The organism is Streptococcus huangxiaojuni, assembly GCF_040930515.1.
Lineage (GTDB): Bacteria > Bacillota > Bacilli > Lactobacillales > Streptococcaceae > Streptococcus > Streptococcus huangxiaojuni.
Genome location: NZ_JBFQEG010000003.1, coordinates 78,671 through 94,349, shown reverse-complemented (window position 1 = coordinate 94,349; position 15,679 = coordinate 78,671). Strand labels below are relative to the sequence as shown.

Annotated in this window: 12 protein-coding genes; 11 read left to right on the top strand and 1 reads right to left on the bottom strand. The window is 43.1% G+C overall.

The window, feature by feature from the left end:
* Window positions 1–28 precede the first annotated feature (28 nt).
* The 3 genes from AB3329_RS03110 (at window position 29) to gorA (ending at window position 3,986) form a co-directional block, all read left to right on the top strand.
* The gene (locus AB3329_RS03110; RefSeq protein ID WP_368394287.1) at window positions 29–1,135 is read left to right on the top strand and encodes a prephenate dehydrogenase; all 1,107 of its coding nucleotides are present in this window, start codon (window positions 29–31) and stop codon (window positions 1,133–1,135) included.
* Between the two features lie 9 nt (window positions 1,136–1,144).
* Window positions 1,145–1,480 carry a YlbF/YmcA family competence regulator gene (locus AB3329_RS03105; RefSeq protein ID WP_368394286.1) on the top strand — a complete coding sequence of 112 codons (336 nt, stop codon included), beginning with the start codon at window positions 1,145–1,147 and terminating at the stop codon, window positions 1,478–1,480.
* Between the two features lie 1,153 nt (window positions 1,481–2,633).
* A complete protein-coding gene (gorA, locus tag AB3329_RS03100) occupies window positions 2,634–3,986 on the top strand; it encodes a glutathione-disulfide reductase (RefSeq protein WP_368394285.1) in 1,353 nt (450 codons plus the stop codon).
* Window positions 3,987–4,098: 112 nt separating this feature from the next.
* Here the strand turns inward: gorA and AB3329_RS03095 are convergent, their stop codons facing one another.
* The gene (locus tag AB3329_RS03095; RefSeq protein ID WP_368394283.1) at window positions 4,099–5,361 is read right to left on the bottom strand and encodes a bifunctional folylpolyglutamate synthase/dihydrofolate synthase; all 1,263 of its coding nucleotides are present in this window, start codon (window positions 5,359–5,361) and stop codon (window positions 4,099–4,101) included.
* Window positions 5,362–5,553: 192 nt separating this feature from the next.
* On the opposite strand from AB3329_RS03095, the gene pgfS reads away from it, so the two are divergent.
* The 8 genes from pgfS (at window position 5,554) to AB3329_RS03055 (ending at window position 15,523) form a co-directional block, all read left to right on the top strand.
* Complete coding sequence (gene pgfS, locus AB3329_RS03090) at window positions 5,554–6,513, top strand: glycosyltransferase PgfS (protein ID WP_368394282.1); 960 nt, start codon at window positions 5,554–5,556, stop codon at window positions 6,511–6,513.
* Complete coding sequence (gene pgfM1, locus AB3329_RS03085) at window positions 6,513–9,449, top strand: glycosyltransferase PgfM1 (RefSeq protein ID WP_368394281.1); 2,937 nt, start codon at window positions 6,513–6,515, stop codon at window positions 9,447–9,449. Before pgfS ends, pgfM1 begins: the two co-directional genes overlap by 1 nt.
* 365 nt (window positions 9,450–9,814) lie before the next feature.
* Window positions 9,815–10,195: a DUF1149 family protein gene (locus tag AB3329_RS03080; RefSeq protein ID WP_368394280.1), complete on the top strand. Its 381-nt coding sequence runs from the start codon at window positions 9,815–9,817 to the stop codon at window positions 10,193–10,195.
* Window positions 10,195–11,043: a DegV family protein gene (locus tag AB3329_RS03075; protein ID WP_368394279.1), complete on the top strand. Its 849-nt coding sequence runs from the start codon at window positions 10,195–10,197 to the stop codon at window positions 11,041–11,043. Before AB3329_RS03080 ends, AB3329_RS03075 begins: the two co-directional genes overlap by 1 nt.
* Before the next feature lie 9 nt (window positions 11,044–11,052).
* Window positions 11,053–11,820 carry a 4-hydroxy-tetrahydrodipicolinate reductase gene (dapB, locus tag AB3329_RS03070; protein WP_368394378.1) on the top strand — a complete coding sequence of 256 codons (768 nt, stop codon included), beginning with the start codon at window positions 11,053–11,055 and terminating at the stop codon, window positions 11,818–11,820.
* Window positions 11,817–13,031 carry a CCA tRNA nucleotidyltransferase gene (locus AB3329_RS03065; RefSeq protein WP_368394278.1) on the top strand — a complete coding sequence of 405 codons (1,215 nt, stop codon included), beginning with the start codon at window positions 11,817–11,819 and terminating at the stop codon, window positions 13,029–13,031. The genes dapB and AB3329_RS03065 overlap by 4 nt, the downstream gene beginning before the upstream one ends.
* Before the next feature lie 121 nt (window positions 13,032–13,152).
* Window positions 13,153–15,030 carry an ABC-F family ATP-binding cassette domain-containing protein gene (locus tag AB3329_RS03060; RefSeq protein WP_368394377.1) on the top strand — a complete coding sequence of 626 codons (1,878 nt, stop codon included), beginning with the start codon at window positions 13,153–13,155 and terminating at the stop codon, window positions 15,028–15,030.
* 19 nt (window positions 15,031–15,049) lie between these two features.
* Window positions 15,050–15,523 carry a GNAT family N-acetyltransferase gene (locus AB3329_RS03055; RefSeq protein ID WP_368394277.1) on the top strand — a complete coding sequence of 158 codons (474 nt, stop codon included), beginning with the start codon at window positions 15,050–15,052 and terminating at the stop codon, window positions 15,521–15,523.
* The last annotated feature ends 156 nt before the right edge of the window (window positions 15,524–15,679 follow it).

The window sequence follows — 15,679 nt, the reverse complement described above, 5'->3', positions numbered from 1 at the left end:
TTGACAACTTATGGGATTGGAGTAAAATATGGAAGAGAAAATCATCTATATAGCCGGATTAGGGTTGATTGGAGGGTCGCTGGCTCTGGGAATTAAGCGCAGGCACCCTCATTATAAGATACTAGGCTATAATCGTTCTGATAAATCACGGATTATCGCTTTGGAACGCGGCTTGGTTGATGAAGCGACCGATGATTTTAAGGCTTTTGCTCCTCTGGCTGATGTGATTATTCTGGCTGTGCCGATTAAACAAACCATCACCTTCCTTAAAATTTTATCTGAACTCGATTTGAAAGAGAATGTGATTATTACAGATGCCGGTTCAACTAAGCTAGAAATCGTATCAGCCGCTGAGCAATATCTGACGGGAAGACCAGTGCAGTTTGTCGGTTCGCATCCTATGGCCGGCAGTCATAAATCTGGTGCGGCAGCAGCAAATGTGCACTTATTCGAAAATGCTTATTATATTTTTACTCCCAGTAAATTGACAGGACAGCAGACGATTGCAGACTTAAAAGATTTGCTGTCAGGCTTGCAGGCCAGATTTATTGAAATTGAGGCTGCTGAACATGATCGGGTAACCAGTCAGATTTCGCATTTTCCTCATATTTTATCTGCCAGTTTGATGGAACAAGCCGGAGACTATGCTGCTGAACATGAGATGGCCAGCCGTTTCGCAGCCGGCGGTTTTCGAGATATGACCCGCATTGCTGAGAGTGAGCCCGGCATGTGGACTAGTATTCTTTTAACGAATAAAGCAGCTGTTTTGGAGCGTATTTCAGACTTTAAACAGCGTCTGGACAGTGTTGCAGAGCTCATTTCTCAAAACGATGAAAATGCGATTTGGGACTATTTTGCTAAGGCAAGACAGACCCGCAAAGAAATGGAAATACACAAACGCGGCGGTGTTGAGAGTTCATTCGATATTTTCGTGGATGTTCCGGATGAAGAAGACGTGATTTTGGAAATTTTGGAGCTCTTACGAGGGACTTCTCTGGTCAATGTTCATATTAATGAAGAAAATCGAGAAGACATTAACGGTATTCTCCAAATTTCTTTTAAAAATGCTAATGATTTGGAACATGCACGGCAAGTAATTACAAGTAAGACTGCTTATAAGGTTTTTATTGAATAGGAGACAGTAATGGCAAATGTTTATGATATTGCAAATGAGTTAGAAAGAGCTATTCGGGTGCTTCCTGAGTATCAGGCGGCAGTTGCTGCTAAGTCAGCTGTTGAGGCTGACAGCGAGGCTAAGGAACTTTGGGAGCAATTTTTACAAGCTCAGAAAAAGCTTCAGACTATGATGCAGTCAGGGCAAGCGCCTTCTCAAGAGGAACAGGAGGAATTAACTGCCTTGGGGCAAAAAATCGAAGAAAATCCTGTTTTGAAGGCTTATCTTGAACAGCAGCAGCGTTTGTCTGTTTATATTGCTGACATTGAAAAAATTGTTTATGCGCCTTTGCGGGACCTTCAGTAAAATTGACCTCAAAGGCAAAAGTATTAATAAGCGAGCGGGACAAAAATCGGTAGATTGTCATAAAATGTCAGTTTCGATTTTGCTGCCCCACCCTTTCTAATCAATCACTGCGTCAAACGCATAGGTCTAAAAAAGTGAAACGAGGCAGGACTTTTGTTCCAGCCTCTTATTTTATTCAGATACAGGTCGATTCGAATCCTTATTAAAAAATCAGCAGACTAACTGGGGAAGAGCTTTTCTTGCTTATAAGAAAAGCGTAGCAGATTTTTGTTTTAAATGCCTTTTTATGCTAAAGTGAAATTATCACAGTAAGCAGGTTAAGCTTGTTCGGTTTTCAAATATGGCGGATCTAGACGTCTCAAGTTTTTGTTGTCTTAACAGCCTGCCGCCCCTTCTAGTCGTCTTGGCAGAGGTGCGCCGACGAAATCGAAGATTTCTGGCTTACCGTCAGCCGTAAACGTCTGAAAGCTTTGTCGCCTTAACAGTCGACCGCACCTTTCTAGTCGTTCTGGCAGAGGTGCGCCGACGAAATCAAAGATTTCGGACTTACCGTCAGCCGTAAACGTCTGAAAGCTTTGTCGCCTTAACAGTCGACCGCACCTTTCTAGTCGTTCTGGCAGGGGTGCGTCTGCGAAATCAAAGATTTCGGACTTACCGTCATTTTTGCTGTGAGCTTTATACGGCCTTTGTATCTTGATTGAACTGAACATGCCCTAAACGCTGCGGGAAAAAGATGTGGCTAAGTTTAGAATTGATTTCAAGTTAGCTAGCCGTAAACGTCTGAAAGCTTTGTCGTCTTGACAGCCGACCGCACCCTTCTAGTCGTTCTGGCAGAGGTGCGCCGACGAAATCGAAGATTTCTGGCTTACCGTCATTTTCCTTTTGCGTTTTTAACGGCCTTTGTATCTTGTTAATTGAACACGCCCTAAGCTCTGTGCAAAAAAGACAGCCCTCCCTTGAATCATTAATGACTCAGCGGTCAGGCTCCTATTTTTTGCTGTGAGCTTTAAACGGCCTTTGTATCTTATTAATTGAACACGCCCTAAAATCCTAGTGAAAAAGATGGATGTCAGCGTCCAGCATCACTTGCCATCCCCTATTTTCATACGGATTTTTAGACGGGCTTTGCATCTTGTTTTTAGAGGAGTGTGTAATGGTAAAAGCATATGATTATATTGTCATTGGCGGCGGCAGTGGTGGGATTGCTTCGGCTAATCGTGCTGCTATGCATGGAGCTAAGGTGCTGTTAATTGAGGCTAAAGATATCGGGGGGACATGTGTGAATCGTGGCTGTGTTCCTAAAAAGGTAATGTGGTATGGGGCACAAGTTGCTGAAACTCTTCACCATTATGCGGCAGATTATGGTTTTTCTTTGTCAGACACCTCCTTTGATTTCGCAACTCTCAAGAAAAATCGTCAGGCCTATATTGATCGGATTCATAGCTCATATGAGCGGGGATTTGATCAGACGGGCGTAGAACGGTTATATGAGTATGCTACTTTTGTCGACAGTCATACTGTTACTGCCGGGGGCGAAAGCTATACCGCTCCGCATATTTTAATTGCTACAGGCGGGCATGCTCTTATCCCCGATATTCCGGGCAGCCAATATGGTATTACTTCAGACGGCTTTTTTGAACTGGAAGCCATTCCTAAACGGACGGCAATTGTCGGAGCTGGGTATATTGCTGTTGAGTTGGCCGGGGTTCTTCATGCGCTGGGCAGCCAGACCCATCTTTTTGTCCGTAAGGACCGTCCTTTACGGAAGTTTGACCGAGAAATTGTCGATGTTCTTGTAGAAGAAATGACAGAGACAGGGCTGGAGTTTCATCCTTTTTCGATTCCTAAGGAGGTTATCAAAATTGCTGATGGCAGCCTGACCTTGTTCTTGGAAAACGGTCAAACATATGAGGTGGATACACTGATTTGGGCTATCGGCCGTCAGGCAAATGTGACTGGTTTTAATCTGGAAGTTACCGGAGTTGAGCTTAATGACCATGGTTTTATTGCGACAGATGCTTATGAAAATACCAGTGTTGAGGGCATCTATGCATTAGGCGATGTCAATGGCAAATTAGAGCTGACACCGGTTGCAGTAGCAGCAGGACGTCGTTTGTCAGAGCGTCTTTTTAACAATAAACCTGGTGAAAAACTGGATTATACCAATGTTCCAACTGTCATTTTCAGCCACCCTCCGATGGGCTCAGTCGGCCTAAGTGAAGAAGCGGCTGTTGCTCAATTCGGTAAGGATAATATTAAAACCTACACTTCCAGTTTTGTTTCAATGTATACCGCTATTACCAGCCATCGGGAACGATGCAAGATGAAGCTGGTTTGCCAGGGGGCAGATGAAAAGATTGTCGGCCTTCATGGTATCGGCTATGGTGTGGATGAGATGATTCAAGGTTTTGCTGTAGCCCTTAAAATGGGGGCCAGAAAGGCTGACTTTGATAATACTGTAGCTATCCATCCGACCGGGGCAGAAGAATTTGTCACAATGCGCTAATTGTTATAAAAAAAGATTTATCTCTAATGTTATCTAATCAGTCAGTCTAAAACTCTGGGACGATAAGTCCCAGAGTTTTTGCATTTTTGCCCAGCTTAAGGGGTCGGTCACATTAAATTGAGTGGGAATCTGTGGAGGCAAGCAAATACCGACGGACTTCTGAAATAAAATAAAGAGAACCTGTAACCACATAAAGATTGTCGGTCTGTTCAGGAATCATTTGCAGCCATAAGTGCCAGTCCTCAACCTTTTTAAAATGGCAGGGGTAGTTTTCCAGATCTTCTGCCCCGGGGAAGTCAAAGCTGGTTACTGTTAGGTCATAGGGAGCAAGGCAGGCTAACATTTTTTGAATAGGTTTGCGCTCCAGACCAGCAAAAAGGATATGAATCTTTTTATCAGCGAAATGTTTTTCCAAAAGGGCAGTAAGGCTTTGCATTGCTTCTTCATTATGGGCGCCGTCAAGCAGGATATGAGGACTTATCAATTCTGCCCGCCCCGGCCAGGTTGCTTTTTGGAGGCCTGTTTTGATACTTTCAGCTGTGATGCTCTTTCGTTTTTTAGAAAGGAGAAGAGCAGCCATAACAGCCAAAGAAGCATTGCTTTTTTGATGCTCCCCCAATAGCTGGAGCTGAATGTCAGAAAGGCAGAAACCATCTCTGCAAAAGGATAGGCTGCCATTTTTTTCTGTATAAAAGAAATCCTTTCCCAATTCATAAGTTGGAGCGCTAAACAAAGCTGCTCTCTGATAAAAAGCAAGACGGGCTTCCTGCTGAAATTGGCCGAAGATGATCGGGACGCTTTCTGAAAGAACTCCGACCTTATGGCTGGCAATCTGGCTGAGAGAGGTTCCTAAGGTTTCTTGATGGTCATAGCTAATTGAGGGACAAATAACAGCAAGTGGAGTAAAAACGTTAGTGGCGTCATATGTTCCGCCCACCCCTGCTTCAATAAGTGCTATGTCAACTGGCTTAATGCGGGTGAAGTAGGTAAACATCAATAGGGTAACAAGTTCAAATTCTGTGGGTCGCCCCCACTTGGACAGGAGCTGTTCATCCTCTACAAGAGGGCGGATAAGTGCGGCAGTTCGGCATAATTCCTTGTCTGAGATGGGCTGCTGGTTCACAGCAATGCGTTCATTGAAACGTGTTATAAAAGGGGAGGTAAAGGTGCCGGTTGTATAGCCTGAAGCAGTCAGGATATGCTGCAAGAGGCTGACTGTTGAGCCCTTGCCATTTGTTCCGACAATATGCAGAGCAGTTATTTTTTGCTGAGGATTATCCAATTTTTCCAGAAGAGCCAGCATACGCGCTTGTTTAGGTCTGCGGCCCTTAGCTTTATAGGAATGAATCCAAGTCAGGGTTTCTTTGTAATCCATGTGTTTTCCTTATTTCTTTTTAACCATTATACCATTTTTTGCTCTTCTTTAGCGGCTAAAGCAGGCTGACGGAGCCCTTATGTCATATAAAAATAAAATTGTTCTATTTTTTAATCAAATTGATAATCCTAGTCATTTATGATAAAATGAGGTATTATTATGAGAAAAAATAAATGCATGTCAGGTGATTGAATGAAACTCTCTTTGCTGATTACTTTTTTAAATGAGGAAACAATGATTGAAAAGACCCATTTGGCTATGGCTGCTCAGCTTGAACGCCTTTTGGGCCATGAGATTGATGATTATGAGCTGCTGTATGTTGATGATGGCAGCACAGATCGGACCTACAGTCTGATGAAAGCTATTGCAGCTGATGACAGCCATGTCAAGTATATCAGCTTCAGCCGCAATTTTGGTCGTGAAGGCGGTATCTTAGCTGGTTTCAAGTATTCAACCGGAGACGCTGTTATGGTTATGGACGGTGATTTGCAGCACCCGCCCAGCCTGATTCCCGAATTTCTTCAGGCCTATAAAGACGGTTTTGAGGTTGTCAGCGGTCAGCGTGACCGGACAGGTGAGTCAAAATTCAGTACTTTTTTTGCGCGTGCTTTCTATGCTTTTGCCAACTATGCTATGGATGTTAAGCTGACAGACGGTAAATCAGAACTCAAATTACTGAGCCGGCGCGCTGTCAATACCTTTTTAGCTATGCCTGAGTATAATCGCTTCAATAAGGGATTGTATGAATGGATCGGTTTTAAAGAAAAAGTTATCCCTTATAAGAACCATATCAGAGAAGCAGGGGAGAGCAAGTTCAGTTTTAAAAAGTCAATGAACTATGCAGTTCAGGGGTTGATTTCCTTCAATGACAAGCCCTTAAGGATTTGTATTCAGTTTGGTTTTATCAGCATCGGTCTAGCGGTACTATATCTTTTTAAAGAGTTTATCGCTTATCTGATAAATCCAGGCAACTCAGTCAGTGGTTACTTTACCACCATTGCTGCGATTATTTTGTTCAGCGGCGTGCAGCTGATTTCTCTTGGAGTGCTGGGTGAATATATTGGAAAAATCTATTATGAAGTAAAAAGACGGCCGCATTTTATTATCAGTGAATCAAATATTGAAGCGGCCAAAAAAGACGGAGTAGGATAATGGCAAACAGAAAAATAAAAATCTGGATGGATTCAGAGAAGCGGTCAGCTTTTTACACAGAGCATAAAAAACTTCTGATCTATCTCTGCAGCGCTTTTTTGCCAATGGCAGTCATGCTGATTGTCTGGCGGATAATGGCGATGTATCCTTTTGGTAGCAGCAGTTTGATGGCAGTAGATTTTGGTCAGCAGTATATCAGTTTCTTTGCTTATTTGAAAAATACGCTGCTGTCAGGAGACTGGTCGGGTTTCTTTTATTCTTTCACCAAATCGATAGGCGGAGAGATGATTGGGGTGGTGGGCTACTATCTCTTAAGTCCTTTTAATATCATCTACATTTTAACCCCGATTCAGTACTTTCCTTTAGCTGTTTTTTTAACCATTTGGCTGCGTTATGGCCTTATCGGTCTGACTTTTGCTCATTTGCTGATCAGACGCTATCAAGGCCTGTCCGGAAAAGTCTGGCTGGTACCGCTGATGGCTTTGGCCTACACCTTATCCGGTATGCTGGTTTCCTACCAGATGAATGTGATCTTCTACGATGCCATGTGGATGCTGCCGCTGATTATTATATACTTGGAAGAGACGCTGGACGGCGGGAAAATCTATCCCTATATTTTGACTTTGGCCTTAGCTATGCTCTTTCAGTTTTATTTTGGTGTGATGATTTGCATCTTTATTGCTCTTTATGCCTGCTATTATGTTTCACCTAACTTGGGCGGAAAGGCTCCTTTAAAGGAAAAGATTCAAGCTTTCTTTTCCCCTTTATTTAAGGTTGTCGGTGCTTCAGTGCTAGCTATTACGTCTGTTTTTGCTCTGCTTTACCCGCTTTACCTTAACTTAGCTTCCAGCAAAGGACAGGTTGGCAGTGCTCTTAACTTCAGCTGGTCTTTGCAAATCAATCCTTTGGATATTCTGTCCAAGCTGATTATCGGCAGTTTTGACAATAACTCCTGGCCGAGCGGTCCCAGCCTTCCTAATATTTATGTCGGCGGTCTGGCCTTAGTCGGCTTTCTGCTCTATTTTGCTTATGCTAAAACCAGCCTCTGCCGTAAATTATCGGCAGGACTGGTCTCTCTGGTTTTCTTTCTTTCCTTTATCAATGAATTTGCCAGTAAATTGTGGCATATGGGACAAAATCCGGCAGGTTTCTTCTTTCGGTTTTCCTGGCTGTTTTCATTCTTTATGGTCCTTCTGGCCTATCAGTTTTTTAAAGATCACAAACCCTTATCGGTTAAGCCTCTTATTTTAGGCTTGGTTTTGATCACAGGCACCGTTTACTATGTCAGCAGCAAGGATTTTACCTATATTGCCAAATCACAGCCCGAACTGGTTACCTCCTTTTTCCAAACTTACCGGGAGCTGGTTACAGTCCTGCTGGGTTTGATTTCTGTTAGTCCGGCTTATTGTTTTTGGACTTACTTTCGCGGCGCCAAACATAAGCAGTACCTTGCTGCAGCAGTTCCCCTGCTTTTGCTGCCTTTAGTCATCTTTTTATTAGCCAAGGGTTATCTGTTAACGCAACTGACTGTGACTGCGGCTATCTGGCTTTTGGTTCTGCTGCTTATCTATTTCCGACTAGAAAAAACACTTTTTCTCCTTTTGACAGCAGTGACGGTTTTTGAATTAGGCTGGAATGCTTACCTTTCCCAATCCACCTTGGGATATGCTGATGCTTATAAATTTACCGATGCTGTTCTTTCAGTGGGCAAAGTAACAGATACGGTTCAGGCGGAATCTGAAGCAGGTTTTTACCGTATCGGATCAACCTTTGCTTATTCACGGACGGTACCGACCTTTGTTTCTTATCCGGGGCTGAGCACCTTCAGTTCCACTATTGAGACATCAACTCAAAAGCTGTTTTCTTATTTGGGAGACAGCGGTGTCAACGCTTCGACAATGTATTTAAACGGCACTGCCTTAACAGATGCTTTATATGGGGTCCGTTATTATATTGACGTGAAAGACTACACTAATGACGATGTGCTGAAATATCCCCGCCGCTGGTATTATTCGAGATTGACAGAAAGAAAAGATTTGTCTTTGTCTTATACCAATCTGGTTTATGAAGATGACCGCTATTTAGTCTATGAAAATCCCAATGTCCTCTCTCTTGCTTTTGGCACGAATAAGGCTACAACAGGGATTACATTTGGCCTGAATAATGCTGCCGCCAATCAAAATTTTTTACTGCAGCAGATGGCAGGCACCAAGGAAAATTATTTTGAATCCTTTGACTTTGCGACCATTGAAACGGATAATATGCAAGCCGTCACAGACGACAGCGGACAAACCGTTTACAACCGTCTCGACCGCAGTAAACCGGGAATTATCCGCTATAAGCTGATTCCAAAAAGCAATTATACTTACTATTTCTTTACTCCCTTTGGAGTGACAGATGCCAATAAGGAGCTTTCGGTCTTACTGAACGGCAAATGGTACAATAACCAGAAAAGCTTTGATCAGAGGCAGCTATGGCAGCTGACAGATGATACAGAAGGACAGGAAACAGTTTTGGAGTTTCAGTTTACTGCTGACTCGGTTAATATGACTGGTGCACAATTAGTCCGTGCTAATAAAGAGGCCATAAAAAATGTGATGGCAGAACGTCAGAAGCAAAGTATGACAGTAGATAAATGGAGCAATACTAAAATTGAAGGCAGTGTTAACATCACAGATGACAGTGACATGATGATGACAACAATCCCTTACAGCGAAGGCTGGCATGTTCAGGTGGATGGCAAAGCGGTTGACACTCAGGAAGCCTGGGAAAGTTTAATCGCCTTTCCGATCAGCAGCGGTAAGCACAGCATAACAATGACTTTCAGACCGCCTGGCCTGTATGCCGGCTTGGCTATTTCTGCATTGTCCATTTCTTCGATTTTAGTTCTCAGATGGTATGACAAAAAGACCGATAAAAAAGTAAAAAACAGTTAAGACAAAAAGCTTTTCCTGACATGCCTGATTAAAGGCTGACAAGGAAAAGTTTTTTGTAGCTTAATTAGAGGTCTTCTTTGTCTAAGACCAAATCCTGCAGCCCCCTTTTTTAGCAGCCGTTCCCGGCAATAGGTTTTCTGAAAAAGAAGCCGGAAACTCTGAGCGGCTGCCAATCTCAAGTTCAGTTCGGCCTGCAAGAAATGCCTTTATGTTCTTAAAGTCTTAGTATTTTTAAAGAAGGTCTCAGTTACCGTCAGAACCCCGTATATATCTGTTCATTTAGTCCGAATGTCAGAAGCTAAAGACCTTTAACTGGACTGTTTTTTGTGCTATAATAAATATTATTGCTGATTTAGGAGAGAAGTATGAAAGTCGTACGTGAAAAAGAGTTTGTCAATCAATACCATTATAATGCCCGTAACTTAGAATGGGAAAAGGATAATGGCACTCCTAAAACGAATTTTGAAGTGACTTTTCAGCTGGTGAAGAAAGATGAAAAGCAAAAGGAAACGACAGTGGTTGCTGTTTTGCAATTCATGGTTGTTCGGGATGATTTTGTTATTAATGGTGTTATTTCCCAAATGAATCACATCAAAGGCCGAATTGTTAATGAACCCAGTGAGTTTAGTCAGCCTGAGGTGGAAGGTTTGGCAGCGCCTTTGTTGGATATGGTTCAGCGCCTGACTTACGAAGTGACTGAAATTGCTTTTGACCAGCCCGGAGTTAAATTGGAGTTCAAAAATTAATGAAGTTAGCAGTTATTACCGATTCGACAGCGGTTTTATCGAAGGCGCCTGAGGAATGGGAAAATCTTTATATTTTAAATATCCCCATTACAATAGATGGTGTTACCTATATTGAAGGGCAAAATCTGACACTTGCTGAATTTTACGATAAGATGGCAGCCTCCAGTCAGCTTCCTCAAACCAGCCAGCCCAGCCTGGCCGAATTAGATGAACTGCTGACACATTTAGCCAGTGAAGATTATACTCATGTCATCGGGCTTTTTTTGGCTGGCGGGATTTCAGGTTTTTGGCAGAATATTCAGTTCCTTATTGAAGAATACCCTAATTTGACCATCGCCTTTCCGGACAGTAAAATAACTTCCGGTCCTTTGGGCAGTATGGTGGAAAATATTTTTTACTGGCAAAAGCATGGTCTAACTTTTTCGCAGATTTTAGAGAAACTGCAGCTCCAGATTGACGGAACCAGAGCCTTTATCATGGTAGATGATTTAAACCATCTGGTTAAAGGAGGCCGTTTGTCCAACGGATCAGCAGTTCTGGGAAATCTGCTAAACATTAAGCCTATTCTTCATTTTAATACTGACGGTGTTATTGTCGTTTATGAGAAAATTCGGACAGAAAAGAAAGCTGTCAGACGTTTGGTGGACTTGCTGCATGAATTGACAGCACAGGGAAACTATAAAACCTTTGTTATTCACGCTAAGGCAGAGGCAAAAGCAAAGGACTGCCGGCAGCTTCTGGCGGACTCCGGCTACAGCGGGAAGGTTGAAATCATTTCTTTTGACGGTGTTATTGCGACACATCTGGGATCTGGAGCAATTGCCCTTGGGTTTACCCCGGTTTTATAAGGAGGTTATCTGATGATTAGTGTTATTATTGCTGGTTTTAAAGGGAAGATGGGGTCAACTGCCCTTGAAATGGTTAAAGGGGATTCGGAACTTCGGCTGGCTGCCTTGCTTGATCCTTTTGCAAAGGAAAAAGAATATGACGGTATCCCTGTTTTTACAAATAAAGAGGATTTGCAGGGGCTGGCTGCGGATGTTTGGGTGGATTTCACTACACCGCAGGTAGCTTATGATAATACGCGCTTTGCCTTAGAGAATGGTTTTGCCCCTGTCGTTGGAACAACAGGTTTTACGCAGGAGCAAATCAAGGACTTGCAGGATTTGTCTGCTCGAAAAGAAATTGGCGGTCTGATTGCTCCTAATTTTGCAATCGGAGCCATTTTACTGATGGAATTTGCTGCTAAAGCTTCAAAATATTTTCCTGATTTGGAAATTATTGAGCTGCACCATGATAAGAAAAAAGACGCGCCAAGCGGAACAGCCGTTAAAACAGCTGAGTTAATCCGTCAGGTCCGTCAGCCTAAACAGCAGGGGGCAGCAGATGAAAGCGAGACTTTAGCAGGCGCCAGAGGAGCTGAATTTTCCGGCTTTCGGATTCACAGTGTTCGGCTGCCGGGGCTAGTGGCACATCAGGAGGTTATCTTTGGTGCAGCAGGCGAGGGTCTGACTTTGCGGCATGATTCTTACGATCGAAGTTCTTTTATGTCCGGTGTTAGTTTAGGGATCAAAGAGGTTGTAAAACGTGACCGGCTGGTTTATGGTTTGGAACACTTATTATGAAATTAAATGCTCTGCCTTCTGAATTTCAGGAGGCTTTACCAATCTTGAATAAAATAAAAAAGGCCGGCCATCAGGCTTATTTTGTCGGCGGCAGTGTCCGCGATGCTCTGCTGGGCCGGCCGATCCATGATGTGGACATTGCAACTGACGCTTATCCGCAGGAAATGAAACAGCTTTTTCCTCGAACAGCTGATATCGGTATTGAACATGGAACAGTTCTGGTTCTGCACAGAGGGGCTGAATATGAGGTGACAACCTTTAGGACTGAGGAGGCCTATGTTGATTACAGGAGGCCGAGCAGTGTTTCTTTTGTCCGCTCTCTGACAGAGGATTTACGTCGGCGTGATTTTACAATCAATGCTTTGGCTCTTGATGAAGAGGGTGAGGTTATTGATCATTTTGCTGGTCTGTCTGATTTAAAACATGGCATATTGAGAGCTGTCGGAGAGCCGTCTGAGCGGTTCAGCGAAGATGCACTGCGGATTATGCGGGGCTTTCGTTTTGCTGCCAGTCTTAACTTTCAGCTTGAACCAGCAACTTTTACTGCAATGACAGCTTGTGCACCGCTTTTGGCTAATATTTCTGTCGAACGTTTATTTGTAGAATGTGACAAGCTCTTTTTATCTCCTTACTGGAAGCAGGGACTTAAGGCCTTGATTGATTCGGAGGCCTTCACCTATTTACCTGGTTTGCAGGGGAAAGAAAAAGAACTGCTTAGGCTGAGGGAGGAGCTGTCGGATTCCTTTGTGTTTGCCAGCAGTGAACAAGCTTGGGCTTTTCTTATTTTGATGATTAAACCGGCTGACAGTCGGCAGTTTCTGCGCCTGTGGAAAGTATCGAACCAGTTTCAAAAAACGGTGCTTAAGTTGACAGCCATTTATAATTTAAGAAATCAGGAGCAGCTGGATAAAAAAATGGTTTATGACTACGGCAGAAATCTCTTGCTCATTGCTGAAGGCCTGAGAGAAGCACAAGGTCTGTCCGTGTCTTTTGCGCAGATTGAAGAACTTTATCAAGAACTTCCGATCTATAGCAAAAGAGAAATAGCCGTCAATGGCAAAATACTGATAAAAGAACTGGGGCTTAAACCGGGTCCGGCTTTAGGGCTTATCCTTGACAATATTGAAGGAGCAGTTGTTGCTGGTCAGCTTGACAATACAAAATCAGCCATCTTTTCGTATATAGCTGCTCATTATCCTGATATACGATAGAGCCAGTTTAGTCAGTCAGAAACTGGCAGTACGCTGCAGAGAAAGAACTCTGTTTTGCAGCTCAAAATAAACAGCAAAGGGAATTGGGACTCCCTTTTATTCTTGCATAAGGGAGAGTATGATGAATGATTTTTTAGTCGAAAATTTAACCCAATCGGTTGGCGATCAAACCGTTTTTAAAAATATATCTTTTATTATTCATGATTTGGACCGCATCGGCATCATCGGTGTGAATGGAAGCGGCAAAACCACTCTTTTAGACGTGCTTTCAGGCAGACTTGGTTTTTCCGGTGACCGCTCTCCTTTCTCCAGAAAGAAGGATTATCAAATTGCTTATCTGACGCAGGAAGCAGATTTTGCCGAGGATAAAACCGTTTTAGAAACGGTTTTATCTGATGATTTGCCCGAAATAGCTTTGATTCGAGAGTATGAACTGCTCATGTCTGACTATACCAAAGCTGATCCGCAGCGCCTTGAGCGCCTTATGGCGGAAATGGATGCCTTGTCTGCCTGGACAGTTGAAAGTGAAGTCAAGGCAGTGCTGTCACGGTTAGGTATCCATAATCTGACACAAAAGGTAAAGACCTTATCCGGAGGAATGCGGCGCCGAGTTCAGCTTGCTCAGGTCCTTTTAGCTGATGCTGACTTGTTTTTATTGGATGAGCCGACCAATCATCTGGATATTGAAACCATCGCTTGGCTGGCTGATTTTTTGAAAAGCCGCAAAAAGACTTTGATGTTTGTGACACATGATCGCTATTTTTTAGATAGTTTATCTACACGTATTTTTGAATTAGCTCATGCTGAACTGACAGAATATCAAGGAAATTATCAGGACTATCTGCGTTTAAAAGCCGAAAAAGATGAGCGTCAGGCGGCCTATCTCCATAAGCAAAAGCAACTCTACAAACAGGAATTAAGCTGGATGCGCACGCAGCCTCAGGCCCGATCTACCAAGCAGGAAGCCAGAATAAAACGCTTCGGTGCTTTGGAAAAAGAACTGGCTCAGTCACAGCCGCAAAAACAGCTTGAATTTCATTTTGAAGCCAGCAGAATAGGGAAAAAAGTGCTGGAGTTTACAGAAGTTGATCTGAAATATGATACGGATTATCTGTTTTGCAATTTTAGTTTGCTGCTGCAAAATAAGGATCGTATCGGTATTGTCGGCCCAAATGGTGTCGGTAAGACCAGCCTTCTCAATATGATAAGCGGTGATTTAGCCCCGAGCGGGGGAAGCATAGATATTGGTGAGACCGTCCGCGTAGGTTATTTTTCCCAGCAGATTAGAGGCATGGATGAGAATAAGCGCCTTATTGCTTATCTGCAGGAAAAGGCTGAAGCGGTCAGAACCAGCAGCGGCCTGATAAGTGTAACAGAGCTTTTGGAACAGTTTCTCTTTCCGCCTGAGAGTCATGGCAAACTCATTTCTAAGCTGTCCGGAGGTGAGAAGAAGCGGCTCTATCTCTTACAGATTTTGCTTGAAAAACCTAATCTTTTATTGCTCGATGAACCGACTAATGATTTAGACATTGAGACTTTGACCGTACTAGAAAAATTTTTAGAGGATTTTTCCGGCCCTGTCATTGCAGTCAGCCATGACCGCTATTTTCTGGATAGGGTCTGCAATAAAATTCTTGCTTTTGAAAACGGACAGATAAGCCAGTTTTTGGGGAATTACAGCGATTATCTGGCCGAAAAAAATAGAGAAAAATCCAGTCATTTTGAACCATCAGCTGCTGAAGCACCTCTGGCCTCAGTCAAAGACAAGCCGAGAAAAACGCGGCTGTCCTATTTTGAACAGCAGGAATGGAACAGGATTGAAGCCGATATTGAGCAGCTCGAGTCAGCAATTGAAGACATTACAGCGCTTATGCAGGATAATGCCAGTGATTATGAGAAGCTGGCTGAGCTGCAAAATCAGCTTGATGAGAAAAATGCTGAATTACTGCAAAAATATGAGCGCTATGACTACCTTAGCGATAAACAAAATGAAAAATAATGCTATAAATGGAGAAAAGATGGTTCTTAGAGAGATTCAGCAGAGAGATAACCGAGCGGTTGCCTCTCTGATCAGAAAGACTTTGGCGGAATTTTCCTTAGATAAAGAAGGAACAGCCTATTATGACCCGCAATTAGAGGACCTGTCAGCATATTACGCTAAAGAGAACAGGAGTGCTTATTTTGTTGTTGATGAAAATGGGAGTATTGCAGCCTCCGGAGGCTTTGCTCCGATTTCTTTAACAATTGCTGAACTGCAGAAACTCTATGTTCGCAAAGACTGCCGTGGGAAAGGGTATGCTTCCTTACTCATGAACAAGATTCTGGCTGCAGCCAAAGCAAGAGGATTTCAGCAGCTTTATCTTGAAACCACAACTCTGTTATCACAAGCTGTCAACATTTATAACCATTACGGTTTTAGACAGCTGGACAGCCCTCTGCTGCATGAAAACGGACATTCAGCTATGGACATTTGGATGATAAAAGATTTATAAACAGTTAAGTTAACATTGCATTACAAGAGAAAGCAGAAGGCTTTTTTAGTGCCGAAACACAGCTGATTGGCCTTGTTTTAGAAGAGGTGCGCCTGTGAAAACAAAGATTTCGGACTTACCGTCATTTTCATACGGATTTTTATACGGCCTTTGTAT